The sequence below is a fragment of the Xanthomonas campestris pv. badrii genome (assembly GCF_012848175.1).
GTDB lineage: Bacteria > Pseudomonadota > Gammaproteobacteria > Xanthomonadales > Xanthomonadaceae > Xanthomonas > Xanthomonas campestris_C.
This window is the reverse complement of sequence record NZ_CP051651.1, coordinates 1,784,844-1,804,559: the sequence shown is the minus strand read 5'-3', so window position 1 is coordinate 1,804,559 and position 19,716 is coordinate 1,784,844. Positions and strand designations below refer to the sequence as shown.

Below are 19,716 nucleotides of genomic sequence, written 5' to 3'. Positions count from 1 at the left end.
TCACACCCCGGGACGGGCCGATGCGATCGAGAACTCGCCGCAGATCTGCTCCAGCTGCGCGCGACCACGCATCAGCGCATCCACGCAGCGCGGGTCGAACAGGCGTCCGCGCTGCGCGTACAGATAGGCCAGTGCGGCATCCATGGTCCAGGCTTCCTTGTAGGGACGCGGCGACAACAGGGCGTCGAACACATCCGCCACTGCGACGATGCGCGCCTCCAGCGGAATCGCCTCGCCAACCAGGCCGTCGGGATAGCCGGTGCCGTCGTAGCGCTCGTGATGGCGCAGCGCGATCAGCGCGCCCACCTGGATGAAGCGGTTCTGGCTGCCGCTGAGCAACTCGTAGCCGATGCGCGGATGGCGCTTCATGATGCTCATTTCGTCGTCGGTGAGCTTGCCCGGCTTGAGCAGCACCGCATCGGGAATGGCGATCTTGCCCATGTCGTGCAGCGGTGCGGCCATCTCGATGATGCGCACCTCTTCTTCGGACAGACCCAGTTGCTCGGCGATCAGGCCGGCCACATGCGACATGCGCTCCAGGAACGCGCTGGTGCCCGAATCGCGGTATTCGATGGCGCGTGCCAGCCGCGACAAGGTTTCGCGCTCGCGCTCCTCGACCTCGTTCATGCTGGCCAGCAGCCGCTGCTCCAGCGACAGCGCGCGTTGCTTGACGCTCTCGCTCTGCTGGCGCAGCTGCAACAGGTTGGCGCAGCGCGCGCGCAATTCGCGCGGGCGGATCGGTTTGACCAGGAAATCGATCACCCCGGCTTCCAGCGCGGCCTGCCGGATCGGCTCGTCGCCGACGATGGTGATCAGGATGATCGGGATGTCGCGGTGGCTGGGCAGCCGGCGCAGGCGCCGCGCGAACTCCAGGCCGTCCATGCCGGGCATGCGGTAGTCGAGCAGCAACAGGTCCACGCGCCCGGCCTCGCACCAGGCCAGCGCATCCAGCGGGTCGCCGAAGTCATAGACCTTCAGTTCCGGCGCGATGTCCTCGATGACATGGCGCAGCATCGTCCGCGCGGACATCTGGTCATCGACAATGACGATGTTCAATCCCAGATCCGCCTTTTCCGCCCAGCTTCCCCATGTATCCGCCGACACCACGCCGTGCGGACTGCCTGAAACATCCTGCATAGCCGTTGCTCCTCTATCTCGAGAACGGAAAAGCGATGACGTCGACCCCTGTGTCGACTCCCCCGGACGATAGGCTGTCCGGGGCTCCGCCCTAGCATATGCAGTATCTGTGCCGTCGGCACGCGGTTCGCACAAAAAAGTCAGGCTTCCGGGCGCATATAGGGAAACAGCAGGACGTCACGGATCGAGGTGCTACCGGTCAGCAGCATCACCAGGCGGTCGATGCCGATGCCCAGGCCGCCGGTCGGCGCCATGCCGTACTCCAACGCACGGATGTAGTCGGCGTCGTAATGCATGGCTTCGTCGTCGCCACCGTCCTTGGCCTGCACCTGCGCCTGGAAGCGCGCGGCCTGGTCTTCGGGGTCGTTGAGCTCGGAGAAGCCGTTGGCCAGTTCCTTGCCGTTGATGAACAGTTCGAAGCGATCGGTGTAGCCAGGCTCGGTATCGCTGGAACGCGCCAGCGGCGACACCTCGACCGGATGGTCGGTGATGAAGGTCGGTTGCACCAGCGTGGGCTCGACGGTGGCCTCGAAGATTTCCAGCAGCAGCTTGCCCCAGCCGTAGGACGGCTTGACCCGGATCTTGAGCCGCTCGCAATGGCGCAGCAGCGCGGCGCGATCGGTGCAGTCGGCCGCGCTGATCTCCGGGTTGTGGTGACGAACGGCCTCATCCATGCGCCAGCGCCGGAAAGCCGGCGCCAGATCGATGGCGGCGCCGTCCCAGTTCACCTGCGTGGTGCCCAGCACCGACTGCGCGGTGTCGCGGATCACCTGCTCGGTCAGGTCCATGATCTCGTTGTACGTGGCGTAGGCCTCGTAGAGCTCGAGCATGGTGAACTCGGGGTTGTGCCGGGTCGACACGCCCTCGTTGCGGAAGTTGCGGTTGATCTCGTAGACGCGTTCCAACCCGCCGACCACCAAACGCTTGAGATACAGCTCCGGTGCCACGCGCAGGTACAGATCCAGATCCAGCGCGTTGTGGTGGGTGGTGAACGGCTTGGCGGTGGCGCCGCCGGGGATGTAATGCATCATCGGCGTTTCCACTTCCAGGAAGCGGCGCGCATCCAGCCAGGCGCGGATGGCGCGGATGATCTTGGAGCGCTTGATGAAGACCTCGCGCGCCTCCGGCGTCACGATCAGGTCGACGTAGCGCTGGCGGTAGCGCTGCTCCACGTCCGACAGCCCGTGCCACTTGTCCGGCAACGGGCGCAGCGACTTGGTCAGCAACCGCAGCGCAATGGCCTTGACCGACAGCTCGCCGGTCTTGGTGCGGGTCAAGCCGCCCTCCACCGCCACGATGTCGCCGACGTCCCAGCCCTTGAACGCGGTATAGGCATCGCCGAGCACATTGCCCTGCAGGAACAGCTGCACGCGCCCGGACTCGTCCTGGATCTGCGCAAAGCTGGCCTTGCCCATCACCCGCTTGGCCATCAGCCGGCCGGCCATGCGCACCTGGCGCCCACTGGCTTCCAGCGCATCGGCGGTCCAGGTGTCGGCGTCGGCGAATTCGGCCTGCAGGTCGCCGGCGAAGTGCTCGCGGACGAAGTCGTTCGGATACGCGATGCCCTGGCCGCGCAACGCGCCCAGTTTCGCGCGACGCTCGGCGATGAGGCTGTTCTCGTCGGCGGGGATCTGTGGCGCGGGGGTCTGCTCGGTCATGGCGGGAATCGGTCTGCAATAGGTCGGGCGGTGCCCGGTGGGGAGTGAGCAACCGGCAGCGCCGGCACTCTCTTTTACGGCGATTTACGTTGGCGGGGTGACGAACGCACGCTGCGCCCGGAGCTGCGTGCATTGCCGCCGCTGCGATGCAGGCACCGCAGTGGTGCGCCAGGATGCCGTCTTATGCGACGGCCGCCTGGCGCGGCGGTCAGGCGTCCAGGCGTTTGGAGCCTGCTGCCAGACCGGCTTTCAGGCTGGCCTCGACGAATTCGTCCAGGTCGCCGTCGAGCACTTTCTGGGTGTCGCTGCGTTCGATGCCGGTGCGCAGGTCCTTGACGCGGCTCTGGTCGAGCACGTAATTGCGGATCTGGCTGCCCCAGCCGATGTCGGACTTGGTCGCTTCCAGCGCATCGCGCTCGACATTGCGCTTCTGCACTTCCAGTTCGTACAACTTGGCGGCCAGCATCTTCATCGCGTTGTCGCGGTTCTGGTGCTGGCTGCGACCGGTCTGGCAGGCCACCACCACCCCGGACGGGATATGCGTGATACGCACCGCCGATTCGGTCTTGTTGACGTGCTGACCACCGGCGCCGGACGAGCGATACACGTCGGTGCGCAGGTCGGCCGGGTTGATGTCGATCTCGATGTTGTCGTCCACTTCCGGCGACACGAACACCGAGGTGAAGCTGGTATGCCGGCGGTTGTCCGAGTCGAACGGCGACTTGCGCACCAGCCGGTGCACGCCGATCTCGGTCTTCAACCAGCCATAGGCGTACTCGCCCTCGATGCGCACCGTGGCCGACTTGATGCCCGCCACTTCGCCGCCGGAGACTTCCATCAGCTCGGTCTTCCAGCCGCGCGACTCGGCCCAGCGCAGATACATGCGCAACAGGATCTCGGCCCAGTCCTGCGCCTCGGTACCGCCGGCGCCGGCCTGGATGTCGACGAACGCATTGGCGCCGTCCATCTGGCCGGAGAACATGCGCTGGAATTCCAGCTTTTCCACGTGCGCCTGGTACTTGTCCAGATCGGCGATCACCGCCACCGCGGTGTCTTCGTCCTGCTCGCCCTCGGCCAGCTCCAGCAGATCGCCGGCATCGGCCAGGCCGGCCAGCACATCGGCGATGCCGATGACGGTCTTTTCGAGCATGGACCGTTCACGCCCCAGGGCCTGGGCACGCTCGGCGTCGTTCCACACGTCCGGGCTCTCGAGCTCCCGGCTGACTTCCTCTAGACGCTCTTTCTTGGCGTCGTAGTCAAAGATACCCCCTGAGCGAGAGCACGCGATCGTTGAGATCGGTGATGCGCTGGCGGATCGGATTGGTTTCGATCATGACGGATTTCCGGCAAACAAGCTGGCTAGTTTAGCAAGCGGGCCGCATGGGCGGAACGCGGCAGTGGCCGGCGCGCGCCGCGGCCCGGTCGGTTCCATTGCCCACGTCCGCAGTTGGCAGGTGCCGATCATGGAAGCCCGCGCAGCAAGGCGCAACCGCCGCCCGGCCGGGACGTCCACCTGAATGGTGCCTCCAACAGCGACTGGCTGCCGACGATGCGGCAAGCCACGCCGATCCGGCGCCTGCGTCTTGTTCGGCGTCAGTCGGCCGCCCCCCGCGGCAATTCGTCCTGCACCGGCAATCCGCCAAGTTCGAGCAGTTGTCGGTAGGCACCGCCCAGCATGCCCCAGCCGCGGCCGTTCCCGCGCTCGATCGCGGGCAGGTTGAGCACGACATAGATCGGCTGCCATGTCTGCTGGCCGTTGGCATCGTGCACGCGCAGCCGCATCGCCGGATTGGGCAGGTAATGGCCGTTGCGCATGCGCAACCACAGCCGCCGCGCAGGACGATAGTCGCTGTCGACCTCGGCGCGCGCCAGCACCGCATTGAAGTACACGCGCTTGCGCCGGTCCTCGCGCCAGACCGCGTGCGGCATCGATTCGATGTTGCGCATCAGATAGGCCGCATCGAAACCGCGCAAGCGGCGCACGTCAGCGCCAGGCATGTTGAAGACATGGGATGCCAATGTCTTGAGACCGGCGAGCATGAGTTGCAGCGGCAGGTATTCGCCTTGCTGCTGGTGCAGGCGCACCAACCGACCATCGATTTCCAAGTCGATGAACGGAGCCGCCACGCGCTGCCAGACGGCCTCAAACGGACCGGCGGCGTAATCGGACTCGCGCGCGGCGCGCGCCAGCGCCTGCAACTGGGCAGTGTGCCCGAACATGTCGCGCGCGGCGATGTCCGCGCCGCGCTCGATCAAGGCGTCGAGCAAGGCCACATTGCCCGCCACCGCGGCCAGCATCAGCGCAGTGCTGCCGGTCACGGTGCGGTGGTCCACTCCGTACTGATCGCACTGCTGCAGGATCTCCCTGAAATTCTTCTTCTCGTAGGCCCCGGCAAAGCGTGCCACCAGGCCCTGGCGTGCACGCACCAGCGCACCTTCGCCCGCCTTGGCGACCAGCTGGCGTGCTGCCGGCCAGCGCATGCCCTCATGCAGCGCCAGGATGTGATCGTCCAGGTAATGCCACAACGCCATGTCCAGCAACTGCTGGCGTGGCTTGTTGGACACTTCGCGTGCATCATAGGCGCGTGCGGCGCTGGCCTGCAGCAGCGCGTCGTCCCATACCGGCCAGGGCACGGAACGGGTACGCAGTACGTTCTGACGGATGGCATCAGCCTGCTCCTGCTTGCCCTGCTGTTCGAGCCGATGCGCCTCGCGTTCCCACTCCTCGCGGCTGGAAGTCGCGGCCGGCATGTCGATGTCCGCTCCGCTATCGCGCAGGCCGAGCAGTTGCAGCAGCGGATGGTCAAGGTCGCTCTCGACCAAATACAGCCGTTCGACCGCTCGGGTGATCGCCACGTACAGCGCATTGACGTAGAACTTCCACAATTCCAGCGAACGATCGGCCTTGTCCTTGGCGCGCCGGTAATTCAGCTCCTCGCGTTCCAGGTCGGCAGCGTCCACGCCCTCGCAGATTGCGGCGTAGGCCTGGCGCTGGCCGCTCACCAAGCGGTAGAGAATGACGTTGGGATATTCCAGACCCTTGGCCTCGTGCACCGAGAACACCAGTGGCGTACGAAACACTGCGCGCGCCTCGGCCTTGTCCTCGTCGCGCAGCACCAGTACCGCGAACCGGGTCGATGCCCGGCTGCGGGCATCCAGATCGCGCTTGACCGCATCCTTGTCAGGCATCAGGCGAACCTCGCCCTCGGCATCGCTGGCCGGCTGCACCAGATGGTTGCTCTCGCGGTCGATGGAGCCAAACCGCGCATGCTTGATCTTGAGCAGCATGTTGGCCATACGCGTGACCGCGCGGGTGTTGCGATAGTTGACTGCCAGCACCGAAAGCGTCTGCCGCTCGGCAAGTTCCGAATCTCGCCAGAACAGGCTCTTGACCGCGCTCCAGGAGAAGAAATTGGGATGCACGATCTGGTTGGAATCGCCGCATAGCAGGAACTGGCCGGCATGTTTGAGAGTGCGCAGCAGCAGGGCAAGCTGGGTGTTGGTCAGGTCCTGTACTTCGTCCACGACCAAAAAGTCGTATTGCGGCTCGGCCAGCGCGCGCCATTGGTGGGCGACCAGATTGCTGTCGAACAGACCGCTGTCGTCCAGCCATTGACGGTACTTCTCGAACAACGCGTAGATCGCCTCGCGTTGCTTCGGCGCGAAGATCGACTGGCGCGGCCCCAGCGCCATGTAGGCCCCGCGCGAGAGCACGCCCTCCGGCTGACTGCCGATGACCCCGCGGAATTCTTCGAAGCACGGATGCGCGGCGGTGTCGCGGTAATGCTGGCGATGGCGCTCGAACCAGGCAGCGAACGCGGCGAAGGTGACTTCCCGGCCCGGCGGCACCCGCAGTGTCTCCAGAAATTCGCGGTAGGACAGGAACTGCGCGTGCTGCGCCGGGTTCTGGTAGCCGTGCGCCTCGTACAACGCACGTGCGCTCTGCGCCAGCCAGGCCGACTGAGTGACGTACAGCACCTCGCCCTCGGCTTCACGCAACTTGGCCAGCGTCAGCGCCGTCTTGCCCGAGCCGGCCGAGCCGGCCAGGATCAGCGGCGGCGGCAGGCGGTAGATCGCGTCCTGTGCGTCGTCGAAGCAGATCGGTTTGTCGAGCAAGTGGAAATCGCAACGCGTCGGATTCAGATAGCGCAGCGGCTCGGCGGCCTCGCCAAGCTCGGCCGGCGTGACTGCCTCGATCAGCGCCTCGTCGATCCGGGCCCCTCGCAGGAAGCGCGACTTGTGGTAAGCGTGATGGGCGATGACTTCCAGCGCCAGGCAAGCAGTGCGGTCGCCATGCCGAACGAAGCGCAGCAACAGGCGGCTGGCGTCGTCGAGCTTGGCCCGATAGTAGGGCGTCGGCACGAGCTTCTTGAGGTCGATGCTACCGAAGTCGCCGCGTTCGATGGCAGCGCTGACCTTGTCGAACTTGCCCCGAAACCCGGACAGATCAAGTCCAGCGTATGTGAGAACCTGCATCGTAGAGCGAACCTATGAGAGGTGCGAAAAGGGAGTGTATTTCATCCATTCGGCGCTTTACCCAGCACTTGCCGAGCGGCAATAACTGCACTCATGCCGGTGCACAATGCTCCACGATCAGCTGGATCGCCTCGCCACCGCGGTAGTCGTCGGCGACCAGGCGATAGACGATGTGCACGCGGCGGCCAGGCTCGCTGCCATGCCAGCCGTTGAAGTGGATGGCATTGAGCGGCTCGGCACGGCCGGCGCAGCGCAGCGTCAGCTTGAGGTGGCGCTCCTTGAGCACGCGGTATTGCAGTACCTCGAACTGCCCATCGAACAGCGGCTCGGGAAAGCCCTGCCCCCATGGGCCGGCCACGCGCAGCGCTTCGGCATGCACGTGGTCGAGTTCGTGCGCGGCCAGTTCGCCATCGCTATGCAGTTCGGCATGCAACAACGAAGCGTCCACCATCGTCTGTACCTGCGATCCGAACGCCTGCTCGAAGGTCGGCAACGCGTCACGTTCGATGCTCAGCCCGGCCGCCATCGCATGGCCGCCGAACTTCTGGATGACGCCGGGATGCCGGGCATCCACCGCTGCCAGCACATCGCGGATATGCAGGCCCGGAATCGAGCGCGCCGAACCGCGCAACTGGCTGCTGCCCGGCTCGGCCGGGGCCAGGGCGATCACCGGGCGATGCAGCCGGTCCTTCAATTTGGAGGCGACCAGACCGATCACCCCGGGGTGCCAGTCCGGATCGAACAGGCAGGCGGCGATCGGCAAGGCGCCGTCGGCGTCCAGCACCACCTTGGTCACCGCCTGCTCGGCATCGTCGGTCATCAACTGCTGCACCGCGCGGCGTTCGGCGTTGATTGCTTCCAGGGTGCCTGCGATCTCGCGTGCGCGGTTCCAGTCTTCGCTAAGCAAGAGTTCAATGCCCAGCGCCATGTCTTCGAGACGGCCGGCCGCGTTCAAGCGTGGGCCGAGCGCGAACCCGATATCGCTGGCGCTCAATCGCGCCACGTCGCGGCCACTGGCGTCGATCAGGGCGCGCAGGCCGATGCAGCCGCGCCCCTCGCGCAGCCGGCGCAGGCCGGCCGATACCAGCGCGCGATTATTGGTATCCAGCGGTACCAGATCGGCCACCGTGCCCACCGCCACCAGATCCAGCAGTACCGACAGATCCGGCTCGCTGCGGCCGGCAAACGCGCCACGCGCACGCAGCACACCGCGCAAGGCCAGCAGCACGTAGAAGATCACGCCCACGCCGGCCAGGGATTTGCTGGGGAAATCGTCGCCGGCCAGGTTCGGGTCCACGATCGCATCGGCCGGCGGCAGTACCTCGCCCGGCAGATGGTGGTCGGTGACCAGCACCGTCCAGCCGCGCGCCTTGGCCGCAGCCACGCCGGCATGGCAGGCGATGCCGTGATCGACGGTGACCAAGACATCGGGCTGCAACACGGCCAGCTCATCCACCAGCGCCGGCGACAGGCCATAGCCATGCACCATGCGATTGGGCACGGCGTGATGCACATCCAGCGCGCCAAGCATGCGCAGGCCGCGCACGCCCACGGCGCAGGCGGTAGCGCCGTCGCAATCGAAATCGCCCACCACCAGGATGCGGCGTTGCTGGGCGATCGCATCGGCCAGCAAAATCGCAGCCACGGTGCTGTTGTGCAGCCGCTCCGGCGACAGCAACTGTCCCAGTCGCGGCTGCGCGCCTTGCGCGTCGGTCACGCCGCGTGCGGCATAGATGCGGCGCAACAGCGGCAACATGGCATCGGGCCAGCTTCCGGCCTGCCCTGCCGGGCGCCGGACAATCCGTGGAGTGCCCGTCATTGCGCCAGCTGGAACCGCGCAGACCGCCAGAACCGCCAGCGCTGCGTGCGTGCCAGCGACAGCGTCTCGCCGTCCTGGAAATCCAGCACCAGCCGATCCAGCTCGCCGCGGGCCATCGCCGCCAGCAGCGGTGCCACTGCGTCGTCGCCGAATTGCTGCAACGAGCGCAGATGGCGCAGGTCCACCAGCGCATCCACGCGCTGCTCGCCCTGCGCATCGGCACCGGCCGCCAGGGCCAGCGCACGCAGCAGCGATTCGCGGCTGCGCACCTGGCGATGCGGCGATGTCACGGCCTGCGGCAACACGCCGCCGCCCCAGAACCACAGCGAATTGATCGCCGGTTTACCGCTGGCCACGCGCCCCTCGTTCCAGGGATGTTGGTGCAGCATCACCTGCGCCTCGGTCAGCAGCGCGCGCCAGCGCCGGCCAAGATCGCCGGCCGGCAAATGGTCGAACAGGTCATCGCCGATCGCCACATCCGGCGGCACGAACTCGGGCAGCCTGGCATCGGGCGAGAGCCGCAGATACCAGCGCGAGGGCGTGGGGGCATCGAGCAGGAATCCGGCATCGCCGAACATCGGCTTGAGGATCGGCAGCAGCATCGCCAGGTCTTCGGCGGTAGCGCCGAGCGCCTCGCCATAACCCATCAGCCGCGCGCCCTGCATGTCCGGCACCACGTAGGCCGGGTCGGCGCGCACCCAGGTGGCGCCAGCGGCATCGCCGGCGTCCAGCTGCCGCGTCAACGCGGCGACCGGCCAGTGCGATGGGGTCAGGGTGAAGTGGCGCTGCAGCTGCGCCACCTCGCCCGCCTCGGCGGCGTGCTGGTCGGCGCGCGCCAGCGCCCGCGTCACCACCACGTTGTCCAGGGTTCCGGGCAGGCGGCGTTTTTCCGGCAGCAGCAGCGTTGCGGTGGTCATCGCTCAGGCGTGCCTGCGATCAATCCAGGTATGCGACGCTGACCACTTCGTATTCGCGCTGGCCGGCCGGCGCGTCGATGGTCACTGCATCGCCTTCCAGCTTGCCGATCAACGCGCGTGCCAACGGCGAGGAAATCGCGATCAGGCCCATCTTGATGTCGGCTTCCAGGTCGCCGACGATCTGGTAGCGCTTTTCCTCGTCGGTTTCGACGTCGGCCAGCGTCACCGTGGCGCCGAACACGATCTTGCTGCCGGCGCCCAGCTTGGTGATGTCGATGATCTCGGCATGCGAGAGCTCGCTCTCCAGCTGCTTGATGCGGCCTTCGATGAAACCCTGCTGTTCGCGTGCAGCGTGATATTCGGCGTTTTCCTTCAGATCGCCGTGCGCACGCGCTTCGGCGATCGCGGCGATCACCTCCGGGCGCTTGACCGACTTCAGCTGGTCGAGTTCCTCGCGCAGCCGCTGCGCACCTTTGGCGGTGATGGGTGCTCTCATGCTTGTAGCTCCTTGTGCAGTTCCTGCAACGACCAGACGGGACCGGTGCCGCGGAATTCCAGCGATTGCACCAGCGCCTTGGCGCCGGCGACAGTGGTCGAATAGGTCACGCGATGCTGCAGCGCTTCGCGCCGGATCGAGAACGAATCCGAAATGGCGGCGCGACCTTCAGTGGTGTTGACGATATAGACGATCTCGCCGTTCTTGATCGAATCGACGATATGCGGGCGGCCTTCGGCCACCTTGTTGACGATCTCGCAGCTCAGCCCGTTCTGCTGCAGCCAGGCACCGGTGCCGCGCGTGGCCACCAGGGTGAAGCCACGCTCCACCAGCGCCTGCGCCACCGGCAGCACGCGCTGCTTGTCCGGATCGCGCACCGACACGAACGCCTTGCCCACCGGCGGCGCCTTGATGCCGCCGGCTTCCTGCGCACGCGCGAACGCGGCGCTGAAGCTGCGACCCACGCCCATCACCTCGCCGGTGGAGCGCATTTCCGGCCCAAGGATCGGGTCCACGCCCTGGAACTTGGCGAACGGGAAGATCGCCTCCTTCACCGAGTAGTAGTCCGGCACGATTTCCTGGGTGGCGCCCTGCTCGGCCAGCGTCTTGCCGGCCATGCAGCGGGCGGCGATCTTGGCCAGCGGCATGCCGATGGCCTTGGACACGAACGGCACGGTGCGCGAGGCGCGCGGGTTCACTTCCAGCAGATACACGATGTCATCGCCGGTCTCGTTGACCTGCACCGCGAACTGGGTGTTCATCAGGCCGACCACGTTCAAGCCTTCGGCCAGCATCACCACCTGGCGACGCAGTTCGGCCTGGGTCTGCGGCGAGAGCGAGTACGGCGGCAGCGAGCAGGACGAATCGCCCGAATGCACGCCGGCCTCTTCGATATGTTCCATCACCCCGCCGATCAGCACCTTGCCGTCCTTGTCGGCAATGATGTCAACGTCCACTTCCACCGCGTTGTCCAGGAAGCGGTCCAGCAGCACCGGCGAATCATTGGAGACCTTTACCGCATCGCGCACGTAGCGCGCCAGATCCGATTCGCCGTAGACGATTTCCATCGCGCGGCCGCCCAGCACGTAGCTCGGGCGCACCACCAGCGGGTAGCCGATCTCGCGCGCCAGTACCAGGGCTTCTTCCGGGTTGCGCGCAATGCGGTTCGGCGGCTGCTTCAGGCCCAGCGTGTCGACCAGCTGCTGGAAACGCTCGCGGTCTTCAGCCAGATCGATCGAGTCCGGACTGGTGCCGATTACCGGCACGCCGTTGGCTTCCAGCGCACGCGCCAGCTTCAGCGGGGTCTGCCCGCCGTACTGCACGATCACGCCCTTGGGCTGTTCCAGCTCGACGATTTCCAGCACGTCTTCCAGCGTCAGCGGCTCGAAGTACAGGCGGTCGGAGGTGTCGTAGTCGGTGGAGACGGTTTCCGGGTTGCAGTTGACCATGATGGTTTCAAAACCATCGTCGCGCAGCGCCAGTGCCGCGTGCACGCAGCAATAGTCGAACTCGATGCCCTGACCGATGCGGTTGGGGCCGCCGCCCAGGATCATGATCTTGTCGCGGTTGGTGGGCAGCGCTTCGCACTCGTCCTCGTAGGTCGAATACAGATAGGCGGTGCTGGTGGCGAACTCGGCCGCGCACGAGTCCACGCGCTTGTAGACCGGGCGCACCTTGAGCGCGCGGCGCAGCGTGCGCAACGATTCTTCGTTGCTGCCGATCAGCTGCGCCAGACGCGCATCGGAGAAACCGGCGCGCTTGAGCAGGCGCAGGCGCGGCGCATCCAGCGCGGCCATGCCGTCGTCGGCCAGCTGCTGCTCGTGGCTGATCAGTTCTTCGATCTGGTCCAGGAACCAGGGATCGATGAACGACAGCGCATACACCTCGTCCACCGTCATGCCGGCGCGGAACGCATCGGCCACGTAGAACAACCGCTCAGGACCCGGCGCCTTGAGCTCGCGCTTGAGCGCGGCCATGTCTTCTTCGCTGCCCAGGTCCAGGCCGGTCGGATCGAGGCCGATCTTGCCGGTTTCCAGCCCGCGCAGCGCTTTTTGTAGCGATTCGGAGAAGGTGCGGCCCATCGCCATCACCTCGCCCACCGACTTCATCTGGGTGGTCAGGCGCGCGTCGGCCTGCGGGAATTTCTCGAACGCAAAGCGCGGAATCTTGGTCACCACGTAGTCGATCGACGGCTCGAACGAGGCCGGGGTCAGCCCGCCGGTGATCTCGTTGCGCAATTCGTCCAGCGTATAGCCCACTGCCAGCTTGGCGGCGACCTTGGCGATCGGGAAGCCGGTGGCCTTGGAGGCCAGCGCCGAGGAACGCGACACGCGCGGATTCATCTCGATGACGACGACGCGACCGGTGCTCGGGCTGATGCCGAACTGCACGTTGGAGCCGCCGGTATCCACGCCGATCTTGCGCAGCACCGCGATCGAGGCATCGCGCAGGCGCTGGTATTCCTTGTCGGTCAGGGTCTGCGCCGGGGCCACGGTGATCGAGTCGCCGGTATGCACGCCCATCGGGTCCAGGTTCTCGATGGAGCAGACGATGATGCAGTTGTCCGCGGTGTCGCGGACCACTTCCATCTCGAACTCCTTCCAGCCCAGCACCGATTCTTCCACCAGCACTTCGGTGGTCGGCGACAGTTCCAGGCCGCGGCCGACGATCTCGATCAGCTCTTCGCGGTTGTAGGCGATGCCGCCACCGCTACCGCCCAGGGTGAAGCTGGGACGGATGATGGTCGGGTAGCCGACGCGGGTCTGGATATCCAGCGCTTCTTCCAGCGTGTGCGCCACTTCGGCCTTGGGACATTCCAGGCCGATCTCGCCCATCGCCACGCGGAACAGCTCGCGGTCTTCGGCCATGCGGATGGCTTGGCGCTTGGCGCCGATCAGCTCGACGTTGTACTTCTCCAGCACGCCGTGGTCGGCCAGATCCAGCGCGCAGTTCAGCGCAGTCTGCCCGCCCATGGTCGGCAGCAGCGCATCGGGCTGTTCCTTGGCGATGATCTTTTCGACCGTCTGCCAGTTGATCGGCTCGATGTACACGGCGTCGGCCATGTTCGGGTCGGTCATGATGGTGGCCGGGTTGCTGTTGACCAGCACCACGCGGTAACCCTCGTCGCGCAGCGCCTTGCACGCCTGCGCGCCGGAGTAGTCGAACTCGCAGGCCTGGCCGATGACGATCGGGCCGGCGCCGATGATGAGGATGGTCTTGAGATCGCTGCGCTTGGGCATTTTCTTCTTCAGGCCTTCATAAGTTTTTGAATCGTCTCGATGTCCCCATCCTTGCTGAGCATCTCGAGGGAATTGATTTCCGCGCAGACGCAATGGAATACGTCGAACTTGCGCTTATCCAGCTTTACATCGGTCTGGCGAGCTTTCCGGAATACTTCCGCAGCGCGGATTGCCTCTTGGCCCCGCACCTCGAACTCCTTCATGTCGTTGAGGAGGGCGTTCACCTCCTCGACATCCGCCTCGTCCATGCCACGCAACACTTCGTATCGAATCAGCGGGGAGATCGCGATCTTGACGTCCGGATCGGCGACCAGCGCCTCGAAGGTCGACAGCGAGGCTGCGTGATCCGCGTTGCCCTCCTCCCCGTCCAGTGCGCCGATCAGCAGGTTGGCATCCAGCAGTACCAGACGGGTCATGCCTGCTTCCCACCCTGGCGATCGCGGCGCTGCTTGATCAGATCCAGCAATGCACGTTTGGTGGCGGACTGGTCTTCGCTGACCAGCGCATCGCGCTTGAGTGCATTGAGATCGACTCCAAAGGTCTCTTCCAGCACGTCCGCAAATGCCTTCATATTGGGCGAGTCGATCACAGACGACCTGACGACTCCATCTTTCGCATCGCGCTCAAGCAGATAGGCCTCGCCTTGCTCAAGCTGGGTCAACACCAGCGGCGAGTGAGTGCTGATGAAGAACTGCGTGTTCGGAAACAGCGCCTTCAGATGTCTGACGATGTTGACCTGCCAACCAACGTGGAGATGACTTTCGATCTCATCGATCAGCACCACGCCCGGAAGGTTCTGCAGATCCTTGGAGTTGCTGAAGCCGGCATACCCCGAGATGATCGCTTGAAACAGTTTCACGACTGAGGCAAACCCCGAACTGAGCTCACCCAGCTCACGCATCTGACCTTCGATACTCAGATAAACCCGCTGCGAGCCGTCTATCTGCAGGCGCCCGGCGTCCACGCGCTGATCGATGCGATGCAACAACCTCAACACCGACTCGATCTCATTACGCAGGTTGTCCTTTTCCACCTGAAAAGGATTAACCGACTGGGCACGCTGTATGAACCACACGCGGATGTCCGCATCCATGCCAGCGGAGCGCAGCGAGCCGCTGCTACACTCGTGCAGCAGCAGGTCAAAATGCCGGGATCTACGCTCCTCGAAACTCCCAAGCGCAGAAATTGATCCGGTCGGTGACCCCACGGAAGAGCGCGAACCAGCGCCGATGTAAACCAGCGGCCTGGAGTGACGCGCTGTTTCGTGAGCGATTCCGCTCAATGTGATGTATTGATCTGCAGAAGACTGCTTCCCAACAAATACCGCACCATCGATCACGACGCAAGAGCTTGGCCACCAAGGCACCGATATGTACTGCGTTCCTTTGGCATGCAGAAGCTCTTCGCTAGTAAACAGCAGTGCCAGGTAGATCGCTTCCAGAGACCTTGTCTTGCCAACGCCGTTGACACCAAAAAGCACGCGCGCCCGGCTGGCTGCATCGAACCGCAGCTCCACCTTGCCGACTCCCTTCAAACCTTCAATGTCGATGCGATCAAGCATTGGAATCTCCACTGAATCCAGGGTGTGCCGTGCAGTCACCAAAGCGAGCACATGGCGCGGCGACGGTGTTCAAGCTTTCGCTTTAGCCATCAGCGCCGTGAACCGGTCGAACAACGGCCCCACATCGCGCGGGCCCGGCGAGGCTTCCGGGTGGCCCTGGAACGAGAACGCCGGTGCGTCGGTCAGCGCGATGCCCTGATTGGTGCCATCGAACAACGAGCGATGGGTCACCCGCACGTTGGCTGGCAGCGTGCTCTCATCTACCGCAAAGCCATGGTTCTGCGAGGTGATCATCACCCGCCCGCCATCCAGATCCTGCACCGGGTGATTGGCGCCGTGGTGGCCAGTGGTCATCTTCAGCGTCCTGGCGCCTGCGGCCAGCGCCAGCAACTGGTGGCCCAGGCAGATGCCGAAGGTCGGGACCTTGTGCGCCACCAACTCCTTGATCGCGTCGATGGCGTAATCGCAGGGCTCCGGATCGCCGGGGCCATTGGACAGGAACACGCCATCCGGGTTCATCGCCAGCACCTCGGCCACCGGGGTCTGCGCCGGTACCACGGTGACATCGCAGCCGCGCTCGGCGAGCATGCGCAGGATGTTGATCTTGACGCCATAGTCATAGGCGACAACTTTGAAAGTTTGCCCCTGTGCGGACGTTCCAGCATTCAGGGCGCCGAGGCCGAGGAAGGCATCGGAGTTCAGATCCAGCGAGCCTTCCTGCCAGGTGTAGCGGGTCTCGGTGGAGACCACCTTGGCCAGATCCATGCCTTTCAGGCCGGGGAACTTGCGCGCGGCCTCCAGTGCCTTTTCCACGTCGATCTCGCCGGCCATCAGCGCGCCGTTCTGGGCACCCTTTTCGCGCAGCAGACGGGTCAGCTTGCGGGTATCGATGCCGGAAATGGCGACCACACCGCGGGCCTGCAGCCATTCCGGCAAGGCCGCCTGGCTGCGCCAGTTGCTGGGACGGCGCGGCACATCGCGCACAATCAGGCCGGCGGCCCAGATCTTGCGGGCCTCATCGTCCTGATCGGTAAAACCGGTGTTGCCGATATGCGGATAGGTCAGCGTGACCATCTGGCGGGCGTAGGAGGGATCGGTCAGGACTTCCTGGTAACCGGTCATGGCGGTGTTGAACACCACTTCGCCGACGGAAAGCCCGTTGGCGCCTACGGATTCGCCCTCGAACACGGTGCCGTCTTCGAGGACAAGGATTGCGGGTTGGGTCACGTGGGGTCTCGCTCTGGCTGCCTGGGACTCCGATGCGCTTCCGGCCAAATTCCGGTTGCAGCAAAGCGCGGACGCGGTGCTGAGGACCGGTCCGACGCTGGTTCGGGCAAGCGAGAATTGTAATGGCAAGTGCTCCGGCTTGCCAGCCTGAGGAGCGAGACCCGCGCCTGCACGGCGGCGCACCCGCATGAATACGCGGCACCTACCGCGTGCGCATTCACACGCGGTTGCGCTGCGCTACAGCACCAGGTCGCGCACCCGGTAACTGCCGGCAGACCGGCCGATCAGGCGTTTGGCAGCATGCAGCGCACCACGCGCGAAGATGTCGCGATTGGTGGCGCGATGCACCAGCTCGACGCGCTCGCCCAGGCCGGTGAACTGCACCGTGTGCTCGCCGACGATATCGCCGGCACGCAGGCTGGCAAAGCGCGGCTGCGCACCGCTGCCGGTGGCGGCCTCGCCCAGGGTCAGGGCAGTTCCCGACGGTGCGTCCTGCTTGTGCACGTGATGCGCTTCGACGATGTCGCAATCCCAGCCCGGCAAGGTACCGGCGGCGCGCTCGACCAGCTCGGTGAGCACCGCCACGCCCAGGCTGAAGTTGGACGCCCACACCAGCGGAATCTGGTGCGCCGCCTCCAGCAATGCCGCACGCTGCGCCTCGTCCAGCCCGGTGGTGCCGGACACCAGCGGCCTGCCGCGCTGCGCGCACAACGCCAGGATTGGCGCAAAGCCCTGCGGCAAGCTGAAATCGATCGCCACATCGAAGGCCGGCGCGCCGCCCAGCTCGCTGGCGGCGAAGAACGGCACGCCGTCCACCACCCGCTGCGCAGGCGAGCGCCCCACCACTGCACCGACGACCTGCAAGGCCTCGTCTTCAGCCGCCAGGCGCAGCAAGGCCTTGCCCATCCGCCCGGAGGCGCCGTGGATCAACACTTTTACAGGGGACGTTGTCATGCGCGCAGGCTAGCGAGGCTGCGGGGGTTGTACAAGGTGCTGGGATTCGGGATTCGGGATTCGGGATTCGGGAATCGGGAATCGGGAATCGGGAATCGGGAATCGGGAAAGCATGCGGCCGGAAGCTGCCTGTGGCGGACTACTGAAGATGGCGCGCGGTCGTCAGGTGGTGTGCACGGAGCGCAGCAACCGAAGCGTATGGGTAGCACATGCCGATTCCGGGCACCGCTGTGCCCGCCTCGCGGCTGCGCAACGGTGTCTTCAGCTTCCCCCATCTTCTACCCCATCCAGGCGTTTGCTCCAGCTTTCGACCTGGCTGCGTTGCAGGCGGCGTTCGAACAAGATGCGCCATGACGGCACCAACGGCAGCGTCAGCACCTCGGCGATGGCGGTTTCGTCCACTGCGCGTGCATAGAGCAGGTGTTGCAGGCACGACAGCGACCAATGCGGATGCGGACGTGCCTGCAAGGCCAGGATGTCGCCTGCAGCCACGACGCCGGGTTGCAGCACGCGGTAGTACCAGCCGGTACGGCCGGTGTCCTGTACCCGTCGCGCCATGTCGCGCACGCCGAAGCGGTCGGAGAGTTTCCAGCATGGCTGGCGCACTTGCGACACCTCCACCACCGCCGTGCCCAACGCGAAGCGGTCGCCCAGGCAAATGTCGGCTTCGGTCAGCCCGACGGTGCTCAGGTTCTCGCCGAAGGCACCGGCGTTCTCCAGCAAGGCATGCGCACCGAGTTCGCTGCGCCAGGCGGCGTAGTGGTCGCGCGGATAATGGTGGATGGCCTTGTCCGGCCCGCCATGCACGCGGCGGTCGCCCTGCTCGTCGCCATCCAGCCCGTCGATACCCACCCGCACCGGTCCGCGCACGGCGCGCTTGTCGATGGCGCTGCGCGTGCCGGGGCGGCTGAAATCGCGCGCCACGCCAATGGCCACGCGATCGATCGGCGTGGACGATGGCGTCTGCGCGGCCATCGCCGATGCCGTCATGCACCCTGCCCCGGCAGCTCGGCCAATGCCTCGCGCAACACCTCGCCCAGCACCTGGATGCCGGCATCGATTTTTTCGGCCGGCACGGTCACGAACGACAAGCGCAAGGTGTTGGCCTGCGGCAAGGTGGCGAAGAACGGCGCACCCGGCACAAAGGCCACGTTGCGTGCGATGGCCCGCGCCAGCAGCGCCGTGCCGTCCAGCCCCGGCGGCAGGCTGACCCACAGGAACATGCCCCCTTCGGGACGGTTCCATTGCACCTGTTCCGGGAAGTGCCGGTCCAGCGCTTCCAGCATCAGGCTGCATTGGCGCGCGTAGAGCGCGCGAATCTGCGGGATATGGGTGTCGAGAAAATCGTCCTGCAAGGTCTGGTACACCACGCGCTGGGTGAACGATGGCGTATGCAGATCGGCGGCCTGCTTGGCCTGGATCAGCTTGCCCAGCACCGCCTCCGGCGCCACCACGTAACCGAGCCGCAAGCCCGGCGCGAGCACCTTGGAGAACGAGCCCATGTAGATGACGCCTTCGGGGTTCATCGACAACAGGCTCGGCAGCGGCTCACCGCTGTAATACAGCTCGCCATATGGATCGTCTTCGACAATCGGCACACCCGCGCGCGCAGCACGCTCCACCAGGGCCTGGCGCCGGGCCAGCGGCAGACGGCGGCCGGTGGGATTCTGGAAGTTGGGCAAGCAATACAGGAAGCGCGCATCGGCCAGCAGGGCCGGATCCAGCGCGTCCACCACCACACCCTCCTCGTCCGAGGGCATGCCGACGAAGCCGGGCTGGAACAGCGAAAACGCCTGCAAAGCGCCGAGGTAGCTCGGCGTCTCCACCAGCACCTTGCTGCCTTCGTCGATGAACACCTTGCCCAGCAGATCCAGGCCCTGCTGCGAGCCGGTGGTGATCAACACCTGGCTGGGCCGGATGCTGGCGCCATCGCGGCTCAGGCGCGCAGCCACCCACTCGCGCAGCGGCGCATAGCCTTCGGTCGGGCCGTATTGCAACGCTGCCTGCGGCGCATCGCGCAAGACCTGGTCGCTGGCCGCACGCATGCGCTCTACCGGAAAGGTGGCCGGCGATGGCAGGCCACCAGCGAAGGAAATGACCTCCGGGCGCTCGGTCACCTTGAGAATTTCGCGAATCGCCGAACTGGTCAGCGCCTGCGCACGTCGGGAAATCTGGAAGGAAGTGGTCATGGCACAAGCATACCCAACGACAGTTGCGTGGATGCTGTGCACT

General features: G+C 65.4%; 14 protein-coding genes. All 14 read right to left on the bottom strand.

What is annotated here, in order from left to right; translation table 11 throughout:
* Complete coding sequence (locus HG421_RS07635) at positions 1-1,137, bottom strand: HD-GYP domain-containing protein (protein ID WP_169705903.1); 1,137 nt, start codon at positions 1,135-1,137, stop codon at positions 1-3.
* Positions 1,138-1,277: 140 nt separating this feature from the next.
* Positions 1,278-2,795, bottom strand: coding sequence for a lysine--tRNA ligase (lysS, locus tag HG421_RS07630; RefSeq protein ID WP_169705902.1), 1,518 nt, complete (start codon positions 2,793-2,795; stop codon positions 1,278-1,280).
* A 208-nt stretch (positions 2,796-3,003) separates the two neighbouring features.
* Positions 3,004-4,129 (bottom strand): peptide chain release factor 2 gene (prfB, locus tag HG421_RS07625; protein ID WP_169705901.1). Its coding sequence is split into 2 segments (ribosomal slippage): positions 3,004-4,053 and positions 4,055-4,129, totalling 1,125 coding nucleotides; the frame shifts between segments, so codons are not numbered across the junction.
* Positions 4,130-4,388: 259 nt separating this feature from the next.
* Positions 4,389-7,271, bottom strand: coding sequence for an AAA family ATPase (locus HG421_RS07620; protein WP_169705900.1), 2,883 nt, complete (start codon positions 7,269-7,271; stop codon positions 4,389-4,391).
* Between the two features lie 91 nt (positions 7,272-7,362).
* Positions 7,363-9,090 carry a single-stranded-DNA-specific exonuclease RecJ gene (gene recJ, locus HG421_RS07615; RefSeq protein WP_169705899.1) on the bottom strand — a complete coding sequence of 576 codons (1,728 nt, stop codon included), beginning with the start codon at positions 9,088-9,090 and terminating at the stop codon, positions 7,363-7,365.
* Positions 9,087-10,007 (bottom strand): phosphoglycerate mutase, encoded by a 921-nt coding sequence (locus HG421_RS07610; RefSeq protein WP_169705898.1) that lies wholly within the window; start codon positions 10,005-10,007, stop codon positions 9,087-9,089. Before HG421_RS07610 ends, recJ begins: the two co-directional genes overlap by 4 nt.
* A gap of 19 nt (positions 10,008-10,026) precedes the next feature.
* Positions 10,027-10,491 (bottom strand): transcription elongation factor GreA, encoded by a 465-nt coding sequence (greA, locus tag HG421_RS07605; protein WP_211161832.1) that lies wholly within the window; start codon positions 10,489-10,491, stop codon positions 10,027-10,029.
* 8 nt (positions 10,492-10,499) lie between these two features.
* Positions 10,500-13,742 (bottom strand): carbamoyl-phosphate synthase large subunit, encoded by a 3,243-nt coding sequence (carB, locus tag HG421_RS07600; protein ID WP_169705896.1) that lies wholly within the window; start codon positions 13,740-13,742, stop codon positions 10,500-10,502.
* A gap of 8 nt (positions 13,743-13,750) precedes the next feature.
* Entirely contained in the window at positions 13,751-14,158 is a 408-nt protein-coding gene (locus HG421_RS07595) for a PIN domain-containing protein (RefSeq protein WP_169705895.1), read from the bottom strand.
* On the bottom strand, positions 14,155-15,303 hold the full coding sequence (locus HG421_RS21210) for an AAA family ATPase (protein WP_248279479.1): 1,149 nt from the start codon (positions 15,301-15,303) through the stop codon (positions 14,155-14,157). The genes HG421_RS07595 and HG421_RS21210 overlap by 4 nt, the downstream gene beginning before the upstream one ends.
* Positions 15,304-15,372: 69 nt before the next feature.
* Positions 15,373-16,530 carry a glutamine-hydrolyzing carbamoyl-phosphate synthase small subunit gene (carA, locus tag HG421_RS07585; protein WP_169705894.1) on the bottom strand — a complete coding sequence of 386 codons (1,158 nt, stop codon included), beginning with the start codon at positions 16,528-16,530 and terminating at the stop codon, positions 15,373-15,375.
* A 237-nt stretch (positions 16,531-16,767) separates the two neighbouring features.
* Positions 16,768-17,484, bottom strand: a complete 717-nt coding sequence (gene dapB / locus HG421_RS07580) for a 4-hydroxy-tetrahydrodipicolinate reductase (protein ID WP_169705893.1) — start codon at positions 17,482-17,484, stop codon at positions 16,768-16,770.
* A 261-nt stretch (positions 17,485-17,745) separates the two neighbouring features.
* On the bottom strand, positions 17,746-18,474 hold the full coding sequence (locus tag HG421_RS07575; RefSeq protein WP_169705892.1) for an MOSC domain-containing protein: 729 nt from the start codon (positions 18,472-18,474) through the stop codon (positions 17,746-17,748).
* Positions 18,471-19,673: a PLP-dependent aminotransferase family protein gene (locus HG421_RS07570; RefSeq protein ID WP_169705891.1), complete on the bottom strand. Its 1,203-nt coding sequence runs from the start codon at positions 19,671-19,673 to the stop codon at positions 18,471-18,473. The genes HG421_RS07575 and HG421_RS07570 overlap by 4 nt, the downstream gene beginning before the upstream one ends.
* Between the last annotated feature and the right edge of the window lie 43 nt (positions 19,674-19,716).

Excerpts from the sequence above, each read along its gene's own strand:
- HG421_RS07635 (WP_169705903.1), bottom strand. The coding sequence starts at position 1,137 with ATGCAGGATGTTTCAGGCAGTCCGCACGGCGTGGTGTCGGCGGATACA.
- lysS (WP_169705902.1), bottom strand. The coding sequence starts at position 2,795 with ATGACCGAGCAGACCCCCGCGCCACAGATCCCCGCCGACGAGAACAGC.
- HG421_RS07620 (WP_169705900.1), bottom strand. The coding sequence starts at position 7,271 with ATGCAGGTTCTCACATACGCTGGACTTGATCTGTCCGGGTTTCGGGGC.
- recJ (WP_169705899.1), bottom strand. The coding sequence starts at position 9,090 with ATGACGGGCACTCCACGGATTGTCCGGCGCCCGGCAGGGCAGGCCGGA.
- HG421_RS07610 (WP_169705898.1), bottom strand. The coding sequence starts at position 10,007 with ATGACCACCGCAACGCTGCTGCTGCCGGAAAAACGCCGCCTGCCCGGA.
- carB (WP_169705896.1), bottom strand. The coding sequence starts at position 13,742 with ATGCCCAAGCGCAGCGATCTCAAGACCATCCTCATCATCGGCGCCGGC.
- HG421_RS07595 (WP_169705895.1), bottom strand. The coding sequence starts at position 14,158 with ATGACCCGTCTGGTACTGCTGGATGCCAACCTGCTGATCGGCGCACTG.
- HG421_RS21210 (WP_248279479.1), bottom strand. The coding sequence starts at position 15,303 with ATGCTTGATCGCATCGACATTGAAGGTTTGAAGGGAGTCGGCAAGGTG.
- dapB (WP_169705893.1), bottom strand. The coding sequence starts at position 17,484 with ATGACAACGTCCCCTGTAAAAGTGTTGATCCACGGCGCCTCCGGGCGG.
- HG421_RS07575 (WP_169705892.1), bottom strand. The coding sequence starts at position 18,474 with ATGACGGCATCGGCGATGGCCGCGCAGACGCCATCGTCCACGCCGATC.
- HG421_RS07570 (WP_169705891.1), bottom strand. The coding sequence starts at position 19,673 with ATGACCACTTCCTTCCAGATTTCCCGACGTGCGCAGGCGCTGACCAGT.